At 43.7% G+C, this 20796-nt stretch carries 16 protein-coding genes; 10 read left to right on the top strand and 6 right to left on the bottom strand.

The genetic code is table 11. From position 1 onward, the window contains the following. Positions 1–384: 384 nt before the first annotated feature. From COT43_11195 to COT43_11230, 8 genes are all read left to right on the top strand, one after another. Positions 385–2946, top strand: coding sequence for an alpha-glucan phosphorylase (locus COT43_11195; GenBank protein PIS27290.1), 2562 nt, complete (start codon positions 385–387; stop codon positions 2944–2946). 48 nt (positions 2947–2994) lie between these two features. Further along, positions 2995–3762 carry an NAD-dependent protein deacylase gene (locus COT43_11200; GenBank protein ID PIS27291.1) on the top strand — a complete coding sequence of 256 codons (768 nt, stop codon included), beginning with the start codon at positions 2995–2997 and terminating at the stop codon, positions 3760–3762. A gap of 1 nt (position 3763) precedes the next feature. After that, positions 3764–5761, top strand: coding sequence for a hypothetical protein (locus COT43_11205; GenBank protein PIS27292.1), 1998 nt, complete (start codon positions 3764–3766; stop codon positions 5759–5761). Next, positions 5758–6543 carry a hypothetical protein gene (locus COT43_11210; GenBank protein ID PIS27293.1) on the top strand — a complete coding sequence of 262 codons (786 nt, stop codon included), beginning with the start codon at positions 5758–5760 and terminating at the stop codon, positions 6541–6543. The genes COT43_11205 and COT43_11210 overlap by 4 nt, the downstream gene beginning before the upstream one ends. Next, positions 6536–7450, top strand: a complete 915-nt coding sequence (locus tag COT43_11215) for a dihydroorotate dehydrogenase (protein ID PIS27294.1) — start codon at positions 6536–6538, stop codon at positions 7448–7450. The genes COT43_11210 and COT43_11215 overlap by 8 nt, the downstream gene beginning before the upstream one ends. 29 nt (positions 7451–7479) lie before the next feature. Continuing rightward, on the top strand, positions 7480–7908 hold the full coding sequence (locus COT43_11220) for a hypothetical protein (protein PIS27304.1): 429 nt from the start codon (positions 7480–7482) through the stop codon (positions 7906–7908). Further along, positions 7905–8735: a hypothetical protein gene (locus tag COT43_11225; protein ID PIS27295.1), complete on the top strand. Its 831-nt coding sequence runs from the start codon at positions 7905–7907 to the stop codon at positions 8733–8735. Before COT43_11220 ends, COT43_11225 begins: the two co-directional genes overlap by 4 nt. A 71-nt stretch (positions 8736–8806) precedes the next feature. Beyond that, positions 8807–10312 carry a multidrug transporter gene (locus COT43_11230; protein PIS27296.1) on the top strand — a complete coding sequence of 502 codons (1506 nt, stop codon included), beginning with the start codon at positions 8807–8809 and terminating at the stop codon, positions 10310–10312. A gap of 187 nt (positions 10313–10499) precedes the next feature. Here the strand turns inward: COT43_11230 and COT43_11235 are convergent, their stop codons facing one another. The 3 genes from COT43_11235 to glnA all read right to left on the bottom strand — a co-directional run bounded on the left by COT43_11235 (position 10500) and on the right by glnA (position 15202). Further along, positions 10500–11450, bottom strand: coding sequence for an MBL fold metallo-hydrolase (locus COT43_11235; GenBank protein ID PIS27297.1), 951 nt, complete (start codon positions 11448–11450; stop codon positions 10500–10502). 273 nt (positions 11451–11723) lie between these two features. Beyond that, a complete protein-coding gene (gene pepF / locus COT43_11240; GenBank protein ID PIS27298.1) occupies positions 11724–13601 on the bottom strand; it encodes an oligoendopeptidase F in 1878 nt (625 codons plus the stop codon). A 164-nt stretch (positions 13602–13765) separates the two neighbouring features. After that, complete coding sequence (glnA, locus tag COT43_11245; protein ID PIS27299.1) at positions 13766–15202, bottom strand: type I glutamate--ammonia ligase; 1437 nt, start codon at positions 15200–15202, stop codon at positions 13766–13768. Between the two features lie 257 nt (positions 15203–15459). Here glnA and COT43_11250 point away from each other — a divergent pair, with 257 nt between their 5' ends. Beyond that, on the top strand, positions 15460–15963 hold the full coding sequence (locus COT43_11250) for a cytidine deaminase (GenBank protein PIS27305.1): 504 nt from the start codon (positions 15460–15462) through the stop codon (positions 15961–15963). Positions 15964–16192: 229 nt separating this feature from the next. Here COT43_11250 and COT43_11255 read toward each other — a convergent pair whose 3' ends face one another. Next, a complete protein-coding gene (locus tag COT43_11255) occupies positions 16193–16876 on the bottom strand; it encodes a phosphoglycolate phosphatase (GenBank protein PIS27300.1) in 684 nt (227 codons plus the stop codon). Between the two features lie 98 nt (positions 16877–16974). Continuing rightward, positions 16975–18606, bottom strand: a complete 1632-nt coding sequence (pruA, locus tag COT43_11260) for a 1-pyrroline-5-carboxylate dehydrogenase (protein ID PIS27301.1) — start codon at positions 18604–18606, stop codon at positions 16975–16977. Between the two features lie 302 nt (positions 18607–18908). Here pruA and COT43_11265 point away from each other — a divergent pair, with 302 nt between their 5' ends. Further along, the gene (locus tag COT43_11265; GenBank protein PIS27302.1) at positions 18909–19985 is read left to right on the top strand and encodes a hypothetical protein; all 1077 of its coding nucleotides are present in this window, start codon (positions 18909–18911) and stop codon (positions 19983–19985) included. Positions 19986–20390: 405 nt separating this feature from the next. Here COT43_11265 and COT43_11270 read toward each other — a convergent pair. Next, on the bottom strand, positions 20391–20796 hold a 406-nt coding region (locus tag COT43_11270; protein ID PIS27303.1), incomplete at its 5' end, for a hypothetical protein.

Genomic DNA, 20796 nt, shown 5'->3' on the forward strand with positions numbered 1-20796 from the left:
TTTTTTTAGACATTGTTCTTTTACCTTTTATCTGAAGTTATGCAAAGTGTGTACGATGTTATGACATAAATAGTGTGTACGATGTTATGAAACTTGCCATTTATTCTCTGCGTTCTCAGCGGTGAATTATTCAGGTCAGTTTTTCTCCTCAATTTTCTGAATCCCCAAAAAACGGTTGAAATATACAATTTGCCGGAGAAAATACCTAATCGGCGTAGAACCTGTCTGCGTCCCGAAGATTTGTTGCAGGTAAAAAAGATCATTTCCCGAAAAGGTTAAGTCAAATAGATTTACTTCGGTCACTTGGATTGAAGTTGACCGTTGCGGGAGAAGTGTCGATTCAGTAAGTTTACTCTTGATTTTTAATATGATAGGAAATTGAATATGAAACCGATTAGTACCTTTACGGTATCGCCTTACATTCCTGAAAAACTGATCCGACTTCGGGAAATTGCCTATAATCTTTGGTGGAGCTGGAATGCGGATGCCCGCGAGCTTTTCAGCCGTTTGGATATGGATCTCTGGGAAGAGACACGCCACAATCCCGTTCTCATGCTGAGCCGCGTCGATCAGGAAACGCTGAATGCGCGGGTGCAAGACGAGAGTTACCTCTTTCTGTTTAGTAAAGTGCTCGATAAATTCGATCACTCCATGAGTAAAGTCCCGTGGTACAACCATGAAAATAAATACAATCATAACCTGAATATCGCCTACTTTTCGATGGAATACGGAATCACGGAGAGTCTGGCTGTTTATTCCGGCGGGTTGGGAATTTTGTCGGCAGATCATCTTAAATCGTCCTCCGAATTGGGGATACCGCTTCACGCCGTCGGATTGTCTTATCAGTATGGTTATTTTCAACAAACGCTGAATGTTGACGATTGGCAGGAAGAACAATATCCCCTCAATGATTTTTACAATATGCCGATTTCTGTGGTCAAAGATAAAAAGAAGAAGGAATTGCTCGTAAAAGTTGCATTTCCCGGTAGAACGGTTTATTCACGGATCTGGCTTGCAAAAGTTGGACGCGTCGATCTATATTTGTTAGATACGAACATTCCGAAAAATAACGAACTAGATCGGAAAATCACATCTGAACTATATGGCGGCGACACGGAAACGCGAGTTCAACAAGAACTAATTCTCGGTGTCGGCGGCGTTCGCGCACTGAAGATGGTTGACACGCCCGAGTGCATTTGTCACATGAACGAAGGACATTCAGCATTTTCCGGATTGGAACGAATTCGCAATCTTGTGTCGGGGAATGGTCTGACTTTTTACGAAGCGTTGGAAATCATCAAAGCCAGTTCAATTTTCACGACGCATACTCCCGTCGAAGCGGGAATCGATTATTTCTCGCCGGAACTAATCCGGAAGTATTTTTCTGACTATTGCCGAGAAGTCAAGATCGACATCGAAGAATTGCTGGCTTTAGGCAGGAAAGACCCCGATGCTCCGGGAGAATTTTTCTCAATGGCTGTTCTGGCGATCAACCTTTCTTATAAAGCAAATGCGGTCAGTAAACTTCATCAAAAAGTCGCCCAGGAGATGTGGAAATCCTTGTGGCCGGAAGCGCTTACTCAAGAGATCCCGATCATCAGCGTGACGAATGGAATTCATCACGGGTCATGGGTTTCGCAGGAAATGTCCGATTTATTCGATCGTTATCTGGGACCTTACTGGCAGGTGGAGCCGGCCGATGCGGCTCTCTGGAAAAAAGTCGAGAAAATTCCGGATGTTGAACTCTGGCATACGCACGAACGTCGGCGTGAACGGCTTGTCACATTTGCGCGGAAACGCCTGATCGAACAATATCGTAATCTTGGCAAAACGCCCAGCGATATCTCCCGCGTCAACAGCGTTTTAAACACCGAAGCGCTGACAATCGGTTTTTCACGACGGTTTGCGACATACAAGCGTGCGAATCTGATTTTCAGCGATCCTGACCGGTTAGCCAAAATTCTGACGAATAAAAAGTATCCAATACAGATTATTGTTGCGGGGAAAGCTCACCCGAAAGACGAGGAGGGGAAAAAACTGATCCGCCAAATTCTGAAATTTTCGCACGAGGAACCTTTCTATCGATCCATCACGTTTCTCGAAAATTACGATATGAACATGGCGCGCTATTTCGTTCAGGGATGCGATCTGTGGCTGAATAACCCGCGACGTGGACTTGAAGCTTGCGGTACCAGCGGAATGAAAGCCGCCGTCAATGGGGTGTTGAATTTTAGTACTTACGACGGTTGGTGGGACGAAATTTGCCAACCCGGCATTGGCTGGTCGATCGGCAAACGCGAAACTTATGAGGACCTCGACTATTGGGATAAACAGGACGCCAGCACACTTTATAACATTCTTGAGAACGAGATTCTTCCGACATATTATGATCGGGATTCTGATGGTTTGCCAAGGCGTTGGATTTCTATGATGAAATCCTCGATGAAGGAAATATGCCCGATTTTCAATACGAATCGGATGCTGATCGACTATACGGCAAATTTGTATTTTCCAGCCGCCGTAAGAACGACATTGATGCGTGAAAACGACTTTGCCGCCTCTAAGGAACTTGCCGCGTGGAAAGAAAAGATGCGTGAACACTGGGATTCCATTCGATTCCTGAAAATAGATGCTGGATCGATGGATGGACTTTCAGTAAAAAGCACTCTGAATGTTCGCGCTGAAATTTATCTCGATGTTATTCAACCGGAAGATGTCGAAGTTCAGATTTACTATGGGAAATTGGATATTCATGGAGATATCATCGACGGCGTCTTACTGCCGATGTCTCTCATCAGTCGCGCGGACTCCAATAAGTTCATCTACGAAGGAATCATTTCGAACTGGGAAAGCGGATTGAATGGTTACACCATCCGTTTGATTCCACAACATCCGGCGCTTGGAAATCCGTTTGAAGACGGGCTTGTTCATTGGTTTGAAGATTAGAAAAGATAACGGAACAATTTTTTTAATGCGAATTGAAAGTCACAACGAATGAAAATTTTAACAGATCCGTCTGCGATTGAAGCCATAAAAAAATCGAAAAATATTGCAGTTCTGACCGGCGCCGGCATTTCTGTTGAAAGCGGAATTCCGACATTTCGCGGTGAAAATGGACTTTGGACGAAATTATCTCCCGAAGAACTCGCCAGTTTTGAATCTTTTTATCAAAATACAGCCGTCGTTATGGAATGGTACAAGTACTGTCAGGAAATTATCTGGAAGTGTGAGCCCAATCCGGGACATTATGCTCTGGCTGAACTCAGTTACCTATCGGGGCATTTCGATTTAATTACGCAAAATATCGACGGATTGCATCAGCGTGCAGGTAGCCGGGACATTATCGAATTACATGGTAATCTTCTTGAAAACTATTGCATGCGGTGCGGTCAAAGATACTCCGTCGATGAGTTTGATGAGATTTTTAAGGATGCCAAGGATCACATCCCACGGTGTCATTGCGGAGGGCTGATCCGTCCGGATGTTGTTTGGTTCGGCGAAACGTTGCCGAAGGAAAATCTCGAAATGGCTTATGGCGCCGCAATCCATGCCGATGTTTTTCTTTCCATTGGGACCTCCGGGCAAGTTCGCCCCGCCGCCGATCTACCGGTTTTAGCCAAACAAAGTGGTGCTTTTCTCATTGAAATCAATACGCAAAAAACCGTTTTAAGCGGAGAATCTGACCTTATTTTACAAGGGAATTCCAGTGAAATTTTACCGCAACTCGTTGAAGATATCAAGACACTTTTACCGAAAGCCTGATTTGAGAAAAGGATATTTTCTTCACAAAAGCGATTTCTGGGTCAAGAAGTTTGGATTTATGAGGCTATCGATAGTTTTATTATCACTTGGGTTGTTAAGCGACTGCGCTTATTTCAATACTTATTATAATGCCGACAAATATTTTAATGAAGGTGTGGAAGAATTCTCCAAACTCAAAGATGGCAAGATCACGATTTCTGTCCGGAAAAAATTCGATTCGGCGATAGAAAAATCCAATAAAGTGTTGATAAAATATCCGGATTCAAAATGGAGCGACGATGCCCAGTTCATCATCGCGCTATCAGCATTTTATAAAGGCGATTACCTGTCGGCAAAGAAAAAATTCGAGGAGTTTTTATCTAAATATCCGTCGAGCAATCGATCTCCCGAATTACAAGTCTGGTATGGACGTAATCTATGGAAAATGGGCGAAGTCGAACTGGCATTGCATCAGATGAAAAAGACCGCCAGAACCGTTGATGACGACGCGCTTCTCGCTGAAACTTTTTTTACGATGGCGGAAATCTTCCGAGAGAAAAACAATTTTGATTCTGCGCTGGTTTATTTGAAGAAAACGACCGAAGTCGGTGCAGATTACGATGTCGCCGCGCAAGCGCAGTTCAATATCGCCGAACTTTATCTTCAGAAAAATGATATTCCCGAAGCAATTGCCAATCTCAAGCGCGTTTCCCGGTTATCGCCGACTCCGGAACTGAAGGACGAGATGCAAATCCTTTTGTCAAAGATTTACCGGGAATCCGGAAGGTTTGACGAGGCGGTCGAACTGATCTCAGCTAAATTGAACGACGCTCAAAACGAGAAAATATGGGGCGATCTTGAATTTCAAATGGCGCTGATCTATCTGGCTCAAAAAGACTACGAATCTGCGCAGTCGCGTTTACTACAGATTACGGAGAAATACGCGAAAAAACCGGTGTCAGCTGAAGCATACTACCATTTGGCAAATTTGAACATGACGCATTTTTACAATTATGAAAAAGCGCAGGCACAGTTCGATCTCATCGGTAGAGAGGACGCGAAATCCGTTTATTTACTGGAATCAAAAATGCGTTCAAGCGACATCAAACACTATTTCAATGTTAAGAAAGCGCTGGTTTCAATAACGGAAAAGGTTAATCAGATTCAAAAGTCGCTTCTTAACCCTACCGATTCCACCGCTACATCCATCAATCAGGATGCATCGCAACAGGAAATCAAAAAAGCGATCGAGAAGGAGGTCGCGGCAAAACAGAAAATGGTCGATACGACCGCTGTTTTTTCAGATTACTATAAAAACCTGTATGAACTGGCGGAAATTTATTATTTCAATTTCGAGCAGACGGACAGCGCTATAATTCAGTATGAAAAAATAGTCCATTCACCACTTTTCAACAAAATGATAGATAAGGCTTTGTACGCTTTGTATTTTATCTATGATAAGGGAAACGATACGACGTCTGCGAAATTTTATCTCAAGACATTCAAAGAGCAATTTCCCAAATCACCCTATCTTGCTTTTATCGAGAATCGGGAAATCGTCTTGCTGGATGATGAGCGCGAAGCCGGACAATTATATCAATCCGCCGAAAACCTGATCGATCAAAAACCCGATTCGGCAGTCTTGATTTTCAAACGGATTAACGCCAATAATTCGGCGACGATCTATGGCGAAAAAAGTGCGTTTGCCGTTGCGTGGGTCTATCACAAAAAACTATTTAACGCTGACAGCGCCATTGCGGCTTACCAGCGTTTCATCGACTGCTATCCGAAAAGCGTTTTGCTGAAAAATGCCCGATCTGAGCATGATGATCTGGCGGCATTATTTGCCAGCCAACAAACGACGCCAACCGAACAATCAATGAAGGAAGAAAAACTAAGTCCACCGCCTTCGCCGCCTCTGAATGAAGACACCGAGTCGGATGAACGGGAAAAACGCAAGGATAAACCACAGAAACCGGCGCCAAACAATCTCAAAGATGAGGCTGAAAACGCAAGATGAGAAATCTGACGGAAGCAGTCGTTCTGGAAAACAACGCGGTTGCCAAAAATATTTATTGGATGACTTTGAGATGTCCGGTGATTTCACGATCGGCGCAACCGGGGCAATTCGTTAACATCTATTTTTCCGATAAAATCCGCATTTTTCCCCGACCGTTTAGCGTCGCTGGAGCCACGGGCGATAATCTGACGCTGATCTATCGTGTCGTTGGTCCACAAACGCATCGGATGGCAGATTGGAAAACCGGACAAGCCGTTAAAGTTTTAGGACCGCTGGGAAATCAATTTACGGTTGATTCATCGATTGTCAAGCAGGTGCTGATTGGCGGCGGAGTCGGTGTTGCGCCGCTGATATTTTTGGCGGAGAGAATCCAGCATAATGGAGCCGTCCCGCAGTTTTTTTGGGGTGTGAAAAATCGCGAAGAAATGCCAAAAACGGAACTGTTCGAACAATTGGGTAATTTTTTTCCATCTTCAGATGATGGAACGATTGGATTTCACGGAACGGCAGTTGACAATTTTCTTTGGCATTTGCCGCAGATGAAGAAGCCTTTTGCAGTTTATGCCTGTGGACCGGAGAAAATGAATGCCGCGTTGGCGCATCTCGCAGACAAACATCGTTTTACTTGTCAGATTTCTTTAGAAAGAGTGATGGCGTGCGGACTTGGCTTATGTCAAGGATGCATCGTGAAAAAAAGATCGAACGAAGCAGAAGCAAGTTACCTGCTGGTTTGCAAGGATGGTCCGGTTTTTCGTTCCGATGAGGTGATCTTCGGTGATTGATTTAAAAACGCAAGTCGGCGCAAAACTCCAACTGAAGAATCCGATTCTGACGGCATCTGGGACATTTGGCTACGGTGATGAATTGATGGATTTGATCGATTTAAATCGGTTCGGCGGAATCGTAACAAAATCGTTGACGCTTCATCCACGAGCCGGCAATCCGTCGCCGCGCATCACCGAAACAACCGCAGGAATGATTAATTCCATTGGGTTGGCGAATATCGGCGTTGATGCTTTTATCGAACAGAAATCCGAGTCGCTTCGCCGATTTCAGGGGAAAGTAATTGCCAATATTGCCGGAAGGACGGAAGACGAGTACGCTGAGACATTGATAAAACTCGAATCGCAAGAATGGATCGCCGGCTACGAGATAAACGTTTCCTGCCCGAATGTACGGGAAGGCGGCATCGAATTCGGCGCCAAGTCTGAGGTTCTCGACCATATTGTCGAAAGATTTCGTGATCTGACCGGCCGGTTTTTAATGATTAAATTGTCACCAAACGTCACCGATATTCGAATTTTGGCGGAAGTATGTCAAAAACGCGGCGCTGATGCCGTTTCGATGATCAACACTGTTTACGGCGCGGCGATTGATATCAAAACGCGAAGACCTTTGATAAATACCGTCATTGGCGGACTGTCCGGTCCGGCAATCAAGCCAATAGCCATTGCAAACATTATCAAAACGCATCAAGCGGTTGATATCCCGATTGTCGGGGTTGGCGGAATTACCTGTGGAGCGGATGTCGTCGAATTTCTACTCGCTGGTGCATCGGCGGTTGAATTGGGAACTGTGAATTTTTTTGATCTGAATGCGGTGGGTGAAATTCTTGAATTTTTAGAAGAATATGGCGTCGCTCAAGGAGTCAGATCAGTAACCGAACTCGTTGGAAAGGTAAAAATTTGACGCGATCGGCGACTTATTTGATTATCGCGATGATTTTTCTTCTTGGGTGTACATCATCTCCGCGATATCGATCATTGGAAACGCCTGCCCGAACTAAAGAGAAGATGATTCTAAAAGGAATTTCGCGTAAAACGATGATGATCGCTTCGTTTTATGGTGAGGAATTCGACGGATGTCTTACCGCCAATGGCGAAATTTTTGACATGCACGGTAATTCCGCCGCGCACAAGACATTACCATTTGGAACCGTTCTGAAAATTACTTATCCGCCGACGGGAAAATCCGTAACGGTTATTGTCAATGATAGAGGTCCTTTCATTCCGGAGCGTGAATTGGACTTGTCATATGGCGCGGCAAAAGAGATCGGATTGATCGGAGATGGCGTTGGAAAGGTTGAAGTAGTTGTCGTGAAATGGGGAAGTATGGAGCCAACCGAAAAAACTAAGGGGGAAAAATGAATAATTTTGCCACCCGAATGATTATCAACTTTTTTGGGATTCCCGGTATTTTACTACTGATTTATTTTGGCGGAATTCCGTTTTTTGGATTGATCGTCGTCATCTCTGTGTTGTCTCAAATCGAATTTTTTCGCATATCGCGGATTAAAGGTTCTAAACCGTATGTTTGGTTCAGCATCATGGTGGGAATTATCTGGCTCGGCGTCGCTTACTGGTTGCCTCAGGCATTGATGTTATTTTTTATTGCCATCTCGGTTTCCTTAGTCTTTTATAATCTATCGAAACGTATTGATGGTGCGACAATCAACCTTTCTGTTTCGGCGATGGGATTTTTGTATGCGCCGGTTTTGCTATCTTCGCTAGTACTTTTGAGGAATATGGGAAGTCAATTTCCATCGATCTCGCCAATTGAGGCGCGACAATTAACGATATTGCTGTTCGTTTCGATTTGGATTTGTGATTCGCTGGCTTTCGTATTCGGAAAATGGATCAAGGGCCCGAAGATGGCGTCGCTAATCAGTCCGGGAAAAACGGTCTCAGGTTGCGTCGCAGGGTTGGTTGGCGCAGTTGTGACGACATTGCTTTTTCGGTGGTTTGGCTGGGCGCCGGAATCACTGAATCTAACGACTCTTATCATCTTTGGAATTCTTGCTGGTATTTTTGGGCAGGCCGGCGATTTTGCGGAATCTGTATTTAAGCGGGATGCTCAAATCAAAGATTCCGGTCATTTATTACTCGGCCATGGCGGCGTGTTGGATAGATTCGACTCATTTTTCGTCGGAGCGCCAGTAATTTATTTGTATGTCGTATTTTTAAATTCTATATAGGTGACTAAATTCCACCCGTCCCGAAGATTCGGGACGGTTTCGCTTAACAAACGTTTCCAAGAGGAGGCATCATGGAGAACGGTGAAAATGAACAATTAGCAGAGAAACTTCAGACGCTTTCCGGAACATTGATCAATGACGGTTCGCCTGTTGCCGCCATTTTAGCCGCTGGGCACGGCAAGCGTATTAAATCTGACCGTTCTAAAATGTTACACGAAATCTGGGGGGTTCCGACGGTACTGCGTGTTGCGAATGCGGCATCGATAGGATTGGAAACGCAGAATCAGGTTATCGTCGTCGGCATTAAAGCCCGGGAAGTGGCAGAGAAAACTGGAAAAGCGACGAATCGGTTGTTCGTATATCAAAAAGAACAGAAGGGAACGGGAGACGCGGTGCGTGTGGCGCTCTCCGGGTTGTCTTCTTATCAAAATTTGCATGATATTTATATCTTACCGGGCGATATGGGATTGATCACGCCAGAAGTCATTCATCAACTGAAAACGGAATTCGAGAAGTCCAAGCACGGAATGATGATCTTGACAGGAAATTTCTCTGGTGATACTCTTGAAAATACTTATGGACGAATTCTCCGCGTTCCGGAGTTCGACGCAGAAGAAAAACCTTCAGGTGTCGATCGCGGCAAGGTTATCGAGATTAAAGAACATAAAGATATTCTCGCGCTTCCAGATGGAAAAGATTACAAAATCACTTACAACAAACGCCTATACTGTTTTCAGAAAAGCGAATTGTTGAAAATCCGAGAATACAACGCCGGTGTCTACGCGGTCAATTACCAAAATCTTTCAAACTTTATCAGCTGTCTGACTCCAGATAATGTTCAGGGCGAACTTTATTTGACCGACATTATTTCTATTTTTAACCATAACGGAATCAGCGTTGGTGCTTATACGGTTACTGATAATTCGGCAGTGATTGGTTTTAATGTAAAAAGCGTACTCCGGGAAATGGGAAACATTGCCCGGCGAAAAGTTTGGAAACAATTACGCGATATCATTTTTATCGAAGACGAAGACGATTTTTTCATTGCAGATGAAGTCGTTCGCCAGATTCTGGAACTCGATTTGAAACAGCCGCCGCTGGACATCGAAATCGGTAAAGGCGTCTATCTTGGGAAAAACGTTCAACTAAGCCATGGCGTATCGATTCGGTCAGGCAGTACTCTGAACGGAAATATCGTTATTGGAAAAGGTACCCTAATCCACGAGCGCGTTTCGCTAAGTACTTATGCAAATCAGGTCATGGTCATCGGGAAGAACTGTATAATCATGCGAGGCGACATGTTAAAAGGAAATATCCGGATCGGCGACAACACAAGCATTGAGTCCAGCGTCATCGTGACCGGTAGTGACGAGTTTCCCACTGTCATTGGTAATAATGTTACGATCAAAGGGACAACATATATTTTTGGCTCCGTCATCGAGGACGATTTGTTCATCGAGCATTCCGTGATTAAATGTAAAAAAGTAGAACGTACGGTTCGGAAGGACGGAACGATTCAATCTGTCCGTTGGGTCATGCCACCGCCGCAGGGGCTCGACATCATTTCCAGTGTTTAGAATCAGAGAAATAATCAAATCCAAATCGATCTCTACGCCGAAGATAGAGGCGAAGTCATACATTTTTCCAATCTCTGGAACTTGATTTTTAATACGGACCTGCGCTGTGATATCTATTTAGGTTGCGTCCGTTATGATTTGAATATTTCCTATTAGAACTTACTTGTAATGTCTAAAAATGTTAACGTTACAATTCAAGTTCAAGGTCTTCGGTTGCGAGGAAAATTTCCAATTTGGATTCAGGGTAATTGATTTTCTTGTAGTCGAGGGATTTCTTAAGGATCTCATAGATTTCAAAGTCGTCGCGTTCCGGCTCATGATGAAAGAGCGCCAAACGTTTGACGTTTGCATCAATGGCGAAATCAATTCCGATCAGCGCGGAACTGTGTCCCCAGTCTTCTTTGTGGATGGATTCCTCAAAAGTGTACTGAGCGTCGAAAACAAGGAGATCGGCGTCGCGGAAAAATTTCGTATTCTGATTGATGGCTTCGCGACTCTGGTCTTTATATTCTGAATCGGTGGCGTAAACGAATACTTTCCCGCCGCATTCCACACGGAATCCGAATGAGCCGCCGGGGTGATAAAGCGGGATGTTCGACACAGTTACATTTCCAATAGAGATGGTCTGTTTATGCTCGAGTTGGACGAATTCCTTTTTTGATGACATGCTGTCGAGCGAAACGGGGAAAAAGCGATAATCTTGTTGCGTTTCCAAGCGATCGCGCAGATTACGATGAACGCTGTAAAAAACGAGTTTGTTGTTTGGAAAAAAAGCCGGTGTAAAAAATGGTAGCCCTTGAATGTGATCCCAGTGCGTATGACTCAGGAAAATGTGAAGTTCAAGTCCATTCTTTGTCTTTTCGTTTTTGAGAAGGTGATTACCCAAGCGTTTAAGTCCGCTCCCCATATCGAATATGAGAATTTTGTCATCGGTGCGTATTTCAATGCAGGATGTATTGCCGCCAACAAATCCTGTATCGACGACGGAAGAGTGCATCAAGTATTCTTCGACCTGATTTAAACTAAAATCCTTATCTGAAGAAAATTTTTTAAATGCTTTTAGAATCTTTGCCCGAATCTGCTCACTTGTCGGAGGTGTTGGAATGGATCCGCGAACTCCCCAGAATCTGACTCTCATGCAGGCTCCTTCCGGATTTATATGGAAAAAACTTTTTGACTTTCAATACTATAACTTGCACGTATACAAATTGAGAAAAATTTATTGGACAGTTTTGCATATTGCAAGATATTTTCTTATTGTAGTTACAGTTGTCTTGGAAATTGGCAGAAAATAGTGATTGGTATCGCATGGAAAATCACTTTTTTTAAACAATTGAGCGGGGAAAATAGAAATCCCCGATATCAATATCAGGGATTTCTAGGTTCTGTTTAAAGATTATTTGAAAAAGCGCTATTTATTCTGTTTCGCTAAGATTTTTTCAATCTCGTCCATGACCCAGTTCATTTCTTTCATTGTCTGATTAAATGGTTCGGAAGTTGTCATGTCAACACCTACCTTTTTGAGAAGGTTGATTGGATAATCTGAGCCGCCAGAAGACAAGAGGGTGAGGTACTTTTCTAAAGCGCCTTTTTCACCGTTACGGACTTTCTCGGATAATGCTGTTGCCGCTGTCCACGAAGTCGAATACTGATAAACATAAAAATTGTAGTAAAAATGCGGAATATAAGCCCATTCGATATTGATAAAATCGTCAACATAGCAAATGCCTTTATCATGACCATAGTAAGCGCGAACAATCTGTTTGTAGAGTTCTGTCATGCTGTCACCGGTTAACTGTTCGCCAGACTCAGCCATTTCGTGGATGCGGAGTTCGAATTCGGCGAATTGTGTTTGGCGGAAGACGGTCGATTTAATTCCGTCAAGATATTCCATCAACAAGGAAAGCCGCATGTTGTCATCTTTTACCGTATTCAAATAATTGTGAAAGAGTGTGATTTCGTTGAAAGTTGAGGCGACTTCCGCGACGAAAATAGAATAATCGGATGTCGGATAGGGTTGATTTTTATTGGAAAAGTAACTGTGCATCGTATGTCCCAATTCGTGTGCCATCGTGCTGACATCTTGATACATACCATTAAAATTCAGCAACATGTATGGGTGAACATCGTATGCCGAACCGTTGGAGTAGGCGCCACTGCGTTTTCCAGGAGTCGGATACATATCCAGCCATCGTTCATTGAACGCGTGATTAACCGTGCTTATATATTCATTTCCGAGCGGTCTAAGTGCCGAAAGGATCATTCCTTTTGCGTCATCGATAGAATATTCCGCGTCATTTCCTTTTACGACGGGCGCATAGAGGTCTGAATATTTCAATTGCTCAACACCCAACATTTTTTTCTTGAGGTTTAGATAGCGGTAAAAAGTATCTAGGTTGTTGTTGACATTCCGAATGAGCGTTTTATAAACTTCGACGGGAATGTTGCCTTTGTCAAGCGCGCTTTCGAGACAGCTGTTATAGCCGCGGACTCGGGCATAAAACATGTCCTTTTTTACATTGGCGTCTAACTGTGTGCCAAACGTCCGGCGATAGTCATACAATCTTCCGAAAAATGTCTGAAAAACGGCTTCGCGGTCTTGGCGGTTTTCGAGTGTGCGATATTTCCCGAAACTGGCTTGGTTGAGATGAATTTTCTCTCCATTGCTCAATACCAAGTCGGGATATGGAAAGTCGGCGTTGGCAAAAATCCCGAAAATTGAGTATGGCGTGTCGGACATCAGCCCTGCTTCGGCAATGATCTTTTCTTCTCCTTCAGATAACATGTGCTTTTGACTGCGTTGAAGGTCGTTGATATAAAACCGAAAAATCTTTAAGTCTTTCTTCTTAGCGAAAAACTCGTTGATGATTTTTGGAACGATCTTAAGAATTTCGGGATCGATAAACGAGCACTTTGAGCCAAAATTGGTCGCGATTTGTCCCATTTCCTGTTTCATAGCCATAACTTTAGAATCGCGTGTGTCCAAATCTGACTTCAAGTTTGCATAGACATAAAGCCGCACCAACTCTTTCGTCATTTTGCTTCGCATATTCAGACAGTCGTACAAATTTTCTGCAGAAGCGCCAATTTTGCCTTGATATTTCAGAATCTCGTCTAATCGGCTGACAAAAGCAGATTTGCTAACCTGCCATACCTCGTCGGATGGATAGATTGGCGTCAAATCCCATGTATATTGAACCGGGATTGTCGAGCGCTCTCGCGTTTGCGAAGTTGCCGTGTTAATGGACATCATCATCACCGCGATAATTAGAATGGTTAATTTTTTCATTTTGGCTCCTTAGATGGTTAACAGTGGAAAAGTATTGTTGCGTGATGAAAAACAACGATGAAATATCCTTTCGATTTTCTTTTTCCTTTGAAAAGTGAATTCAGAGAACTGTCTGAAACTTAAAACATATTGGACAAATTTAGAAGTAAGAGATGAAATCTTTTTCAAATTCCAAAATACAGGAGAAACTCATATGGCGTCGGACGATTTCTATCTTCAAGGAAATCCTTATTCATTTTTTCCTGAATCCAGGTTGAGATCAGATCGGATGGAAAAATGGACTGACGCGTGAGGAAATCGTTATCGCGATTGAGACACTCGAGCGCATTCTCAAGTGAAGTTGGGATGCTGGCGATTTTCTCTCGAACGTGTCCATTTTCCTTGGCGAAGAGATTTACGTCGAACGGACCAAATCCTTCCTGACGAATATCCAAATTGTGTTGAATTCCATCGATTCCAGCCAGAAGCATTGCAGACATAGCAAGGTACGGATTACATGTGGCGTCAGGCGGTCTGAATTCAACGCGTTTCTCCATCGGATTTGTTGCATATTTTGGGATTCTCACCGCTGAACTGCGGTTGGCGAGGCTGAAGAAAAGACTTACGGGCGCTTCGTATCCAGGGACAAGTCTGCGAAAAGAATTTGTGGACGGATTTGTTAGTCCTGTTAATGCCGGTGCGTGTTTAAGAATTCCGGCAGTGTAAGATAACGCCAGTTGACTGAGTCCGCCGTAGCCGGATTTATCATAGAATAACGGTTGGCCGTTTTTGAACAAATGCTGGTGGAAGTGCATACCGTTGCCTGCTTCGTGATAAAGCGGTTTGGGCATAAAAGTCGCCGTTTTACCCAATTTCCGGGCTACATTTTTCGCAACATATTTTGTTAACATGGTCACATCGCCCATTCGGGTTAGCGTATCAAGAACAACTTCGATCTCAACTTGCCCTGACGAACCGACTTCATGATGGTGGTACTTTACTGGTACGCCGCAGGATTCGAGAATCTGAACGGTTTCCGTTCGGATGTTATTTAGAACATCAAAGGGCGGAATGGCGTGGTAGCCTTTATGGTGAGCGATTTGATAACCAGACTGGTTGCCTTCCCCCTGATAATTTGCCCACTCGGATTCTTCGGAATCAATTTTAAAATATGTATAGAACGGGTCATTCCGGAAATCAACCCTATCAAAAATATAGTATTCAAACTCCGGACCCCATTTGCTCTCGGTGGCAATTCCGGTTGATTTGAGGAAATCTTCGCTCTGCTGAGCGATGAATCTTGGATCGCGTTCGAATCGTTTTCTTGTATCTGCTTCGGCTATATTGCAGATAAAACTCAGTGTCGGATAATTAAAAAATGGATCGACGAATCCTGTCTGGATATCAGGGATTAGTACCATGTCACCCGCTTCCAAAGCCTTGAAGCCAACCATAGACGAAGCATCAAATCCAATTCCTTCTTCGAGAATCCGTTGATCGAAGCGGGGCGCAGGTAAAGTGAGGTGATGCCAGCCGCCGAAAAGGTTGGTGAATTTCAAATCAATAAATGCGATGTTTTTTTCTTTGATGTACGAAAACATATGGTCATTGGCGTCAAACATACTTACCTCATAATCTTTAAATATCACAACTCTCAAGGAATTTATAAATTAATTAATAAATAGTGGTAGGAATATTTTTCAGTATGTCTTTAAAATATTAAGAATTTATTGATTGAGCACTTTAGGTAAAAATTATGCTGAATCCAACTTTATACTAAATTGTAGATCGAAGATATTTAAAACGGATGTATTTTAAGAGTCGATTTTGTAAATTTCAGCGAATTGATTGAATTTTAGGAGATTAAATGACAGATAGGATGAAACCATCCGAGATCAAAAAGGCGCTTAGTCAGCGTAAATCATGGGATGAATATTTCCTAGATATTGCTGAAATAGTTGCGACAAGGTCAACCTGTTTTCGTAACAAAGTCGGAGCCGTAATCGTTCGGGATAAGTCAATCATTTCGACTGGTTACAATGGTGCGCCGACTTACCAGCCCAATTGTTTGGAAATCGGTTACTGTTATCGAGATCGTTATAATATTCCATCCGGAACTTCTCTGGAACTATGTCGGGCAGTCGGATCACATGCAGAATCTAACGCCGTCGTTCTCGCCGCGCGAAATGGTCAAAGCACGGCTGGCACGACGATATATGTTGTTGGTCACAGACTTATTTGCAATCAGTGCAAAGCCATCATTGCCAATGCAGGAATTGTAAGAGTTGTTCAACGAAAGTTGAATGGAACGGTTAAAGAAATGCTTCCTGCGCGGGACTGGACGGTTCATCCGATTGATAAAAAAAGAGCCAGGCGAACCTGACTCTTTTAAAAAAAATGTGAAAACGGGAATTATTCTGCCGTTTCCTTTGTGAATCCAAAACCAAATCCAACGCCTAAGGTGAAGCGGAACCCATTAATATAGTTAAAAAATTTTTCTTCATATCTGCTCCTTAATGAACTATCGTTATTTAAATCACAGGAAATTAATTAGTTAATAATAATTTCATAGATAAATAAAAAATAGAAAATTAATGTTAAGATAATTTATTTCAAGTTAAGCAGTTTAGTGATAAAAGTTCCGAAAATTTACTAATCATGTAATCCGGTTCCAACGAAGCGATCTCTGTTTCTGAGCGGAATCCGTAGGTTACAGCGCAAGTCAGAATGCCCGCGGATTTTCCAGCCAGAATATCGTTTTGCCCGTCGCCGACGATCAGCGCCTGATCGGGTGAAATATTAAATTTGTCCAAAAAGTATAAGATCGGCTGAGGAGATGGTTTCTTTTCCTCCAGCGAGTCTCCGCCGAGGATCAAACTAAAAAAATCTACGATCTTTAGTCTTGTAAGAATTTCTAACGAGAAATCGTAAGATTTATTCGTGATGACAGCCAGTTTAAAATCTCGCAGTTTCGATAAAGTTTCGATAACGCCGGGGTAAAGGCGGGTCTGATCAAGGAGGTGATTGGCGTAATATTCCCGAAAAAGGTTGATAGCCTGTTTAAGAAATTCTGGGTCGATCTCGACGTCCGGATTTTGATGAACTGAAGCGCCAAGCGCGCGATTTACGTATTTTGGAATCCCATCGCCAACAAACCGGATACATTGCTGATAAGAAATCGGCTGGAAGTTATAATGTGCCAACATGAGATTCACGCCTTTCATCAAATCGAATGATGAATCGGTGAGCGTGCCATCGAGATCGAAAAGGATCGCTTGTATGCAGGTTTTTTTCATGGAGAAAATTTAAGCGACAGCAACCGGAATTTCTAATTGGACTTTTCCGAAAACAAAAAAGCCCCGACTATTTGCGGGGCTTTTTCGAAGCGTGTCGTCTATTCTTCTGTCATAAACGGATAATGATAATCTTTCGGTGGAACCAAAGTTTCTTTTATCGCACGTGGTGAAACCCATCTCAATAGGTTGGTCATACTTCCCGCTTTATCGTTCGTTCCTGAAGAGCGAGAGCCGCCGAAAGGTTGCTGACCTACAACGGCGCCCGTCGGTTTATCATTGATATAGAAATTACCAGCGGCGTTTAGCAAAGCGGCTGAAGCAATTTCGATAGCCACGCGGTCTTTGGCAAAGATGGAACCTGTCAAACCGTACGGCGACGTTTGATCGCAGAGCGCTAAGGTTTCTTCGAATTTATCATCCGGATAGACGTAAATCGTCATCACTGGTCCGAAAATTTCCTCTTTCATCGTCTTGAAATTCGGTTCTTTGGCGAGGATAACAGTTGGTTCGATAAAGTAGCCTTTTGAATCGTCGTAATTTCCGCCTGTGATGATTTCAGCGTCGGGAGAATTTTTCGCATAATCGATATATCCGGTAATGTTCGTGAATGCCGATTGATCAATCACCGCATTCATCAGATTTCTGAAATCCAATACATCGCCCATCTTAATTGTGCGAATGGTCGCGATTAGTTTTTCCCGCAAAACTGACCAAAGCGATTCGGGAACGTAGGCGCGGGAAGCGGCGGAACATTTTTGTCCCTGATATTCAAAAGCGCCACGGACGATTGCCGTGTTTAGTTCATCGACATCGGCGCTGGCATGTGTGAAAATAAAGTCTTTGCCGCCGGTTTCTCCGACGATTCGTGGATAACTGCGATAGTTGGCAATGTTGGCTCCGATTGTCTGCCACATGTTCTGGAAAACGGCAGTTGAACCGGTGAAATGGACGCCTGCAAATAGCGGATTTGTCAGAACATTTGGACCGACTTCTCTACCAGAACCGGGAATAAAGTTGATGACGCCGTCCGGTAAGCCAGCTTCTTTGAACAATTTCATCAAATAATAGGCGGGAAAAACGGCGGATGAAGCGGGTTTCCATAGAACGACGTTGCCCATTATCGCGGGCGCAGTCGGTAAGTTTCCGGCTATCGATGTGAAATTGAATGGCGTTACCGCAAAGATAAAACCTTCCAGTGCGCGATATTCGAGGCGATTCCATTGCCCCGCAGGCGAAGCAGGTTGTTGTTCGTAGATAAATTCCATGTATTTAGCGTTGAAATTGAAAAAGTCGGTCAACTCGCATACGGCGTCGATTTCTGCCTGAAAAACGTTCTTGCTCTGGTTGAGCATCGCCGCGGAATTCAGAGTTGCCCGCCATGGACCAGACAACAGAGCGGCGATCTTCTTGAAGATAGCGGCGCGATCCCACCATGGCATCACCGACCAGGTTTTCCATGCGATTTGTGAAGCGGCGACAGCGGCTTCAACCTCCTTCGTTCCAGCCATGTGGTAAGTTGCCAAAACATGATGATGATCGTGCGGCATGACGCATCGACCAATTTTTCCAGTGCGAACTTCTTTGCCGCCGATGATCAAAGGAATTTCAATTTCTTCGGCTGACATTTTCGCCAGCATGGCTTTTAACGCCTTCTTTTCCGGACTTCCGGGCATGTAACCGAGAATCGGTTCATTAACTGGATTCGGTAACGTAAACTTTGCATTGCTCATCATTCACCTCGTTTTAAAATGGATTTTGGATATGGCTTTCTTTTGTGTTGACTTAATTTGCCGTTGATATTTGGATACGTCAAGTTCACTTTTTAAAGTTACAAAATCGGAAAGAAGTTCGGTAGGGGATTTTTTATGTTTTGTTTTATTCGATAAAAAGTCTCTGAAAATATTTCAATGTCTTCCCGAAAATTTTCACCTAAATTTTTACTATGAATTGGTTAGGGAAATGGCTGAGAAAAAGTTATAAGCCGGTTATTTACGTATTGTTGCTATCGAGTCTTGGTTATTCAGGAACGCCGATGCAATTCGTTCAGGCGCACATCGTCAGCCGGATCAATTATTCGGAAGTCACCAGCGATTCCAATAGAATTCTGTCGTCCAGCGATGCCTTACAGATGTCGCTTGTTCTGGCGATGCGTTTGGACGGACTTTATTCGCCAACTTATTTGACGCCGATGCGCGATATCGTTTTAAGCGGTGATACTATTTCATCCAACCGAATCGCCAAATGGGAAGATTTCGAGAGAAGCCAGCCGCTCATCCGATGGTACGCCATTCTTCCGGAAAAAACAGACACGGTTTATACGAATACGCCGACAAAAATCGATCCGTGGGCGCGAATTCAATATCGCGAAATCCCAATTCCGGAGTGGAACGACAAATGGCTCGTGGAATTGAAATCGCTTCCGTCGTTCAGCGACTATTTTCCGGGGACAATTCGATTTAAAGTCAGCGTCGCATTCGGTCGTGAATTCGTTTCGACTCCCGGAAAAGAGAGCCGGTTCGTCGTTCGTGGTTATGATTACGGCGGGCTTTCGGACGAAGTACTCCGAGTTAGCGTGCGAGCTTCTACCGGCAATCGTTTTGCCGACAATCTGATGATCTTCCGGAATGTACCGTTCATCGCGAACGCTGGCGGATGGAACGATTATTGGTCGGATCATCAGACGGTCAATTGGATTGGTGGTAACTTCGGATCTTTTATTGTCCGGGCGGCGGAACTCGGCGGCAGACCGTTGATCAATTACTTCGGAAAGTTGCCCATGCCGGAACGAAATTCCTACAAAGTAACCGATTACTATTCCTGGTTGGCGACGATCGAAAATGGCGTTTATTGCCTCGTTGGAAATGGAAAGGGAGCAGAGATCGATCGATATACTTTTGGCGTCGGTGATTTCATTTTTCATAAGGATAAGTTCGTCGTCCTGTTTCAGGACAGAAGCCCGCTGGAATCGGAAGAAGCCGGTTGTCCCAACGCTCTTTTAGATGTTTCCGATCTGGTCATCACTTCGGAAAAAGGCTCGCTCGAAGTGAAGACCTTGAGCGAAGCGATCGGCGATTCGGTTTCGCTGATCCACTGGAATAAACGGTGGTAGATACGCTTCGGAACCACGAATCCCGAACAATATCGGGACAGGTTACCACGAATGAACGCAAATAAGAGAAGATGTTTGACCACGAAAAGAGGCGAAAAGGGAGAAGACAAATTAGGTTGAGGTTAAGGTTAAGGTTAAGATCAAGATCAAGAGTAGCACGGCACAGCATCCATAAATTATCTGAATATTGTTTGCCTCGCTCATAACATCGTCAGTTCGCCTTTGGCGAATATGGATTTCACAGATTCCTTTTATCAGTCATATTTTCGATAATCAGGGAAATCAGCGCAATCTGGTTAATCGGCGATTCGGACATTTTCTCCTGTCTTCACACTTTCGTGTGCCCCCCGAACATAACTCATTCGATCCGGCAGGTTAAACTTGCCGGATGGATACGTGATTCGATTATTTAATCAATAAACATTTTTTCGTTTCGGTGTAAGTTCCCGCCTGTATTTTATACAGATAGACGCCGGAAGGATATTTCGAAGCGTCCCAGGCTACCTGATAATTGCCGGGCTCTTTGACCTGATTTACAAGCGTTTCCGTCAGCCTGCCTCTCAGATCGTAAATATCAATCCGCACCTGAGATTTCGTCGGAACTGCATATCCGAATTGCGTTACAGGATTGAAAGGATTGGGATATGCTTGATACAATTTGAATTTATCTGGTATAAGAGAGACAGTTTCTTCCTTCGGAGGAGTAGTTCCTTTAGCCAAAGATTTTTCCAATTCATACATCTCTTTTTTATCTGCCAGCGATGCCGACAAAAACTCTATACCCGCCTCATCAGATTTATACTGTTCTTTA

Source organism: Candidatus Marinimicrobia bacterium CG08_land_8_20_14_0_20_45_22, assembly GCA_002774355.1.
Classification (GTDB): domain Bacteria; phylum Fidelibacterota; class UBA2242; order UBA2242; family UBA2242; genus 0-14-0-20-45-22.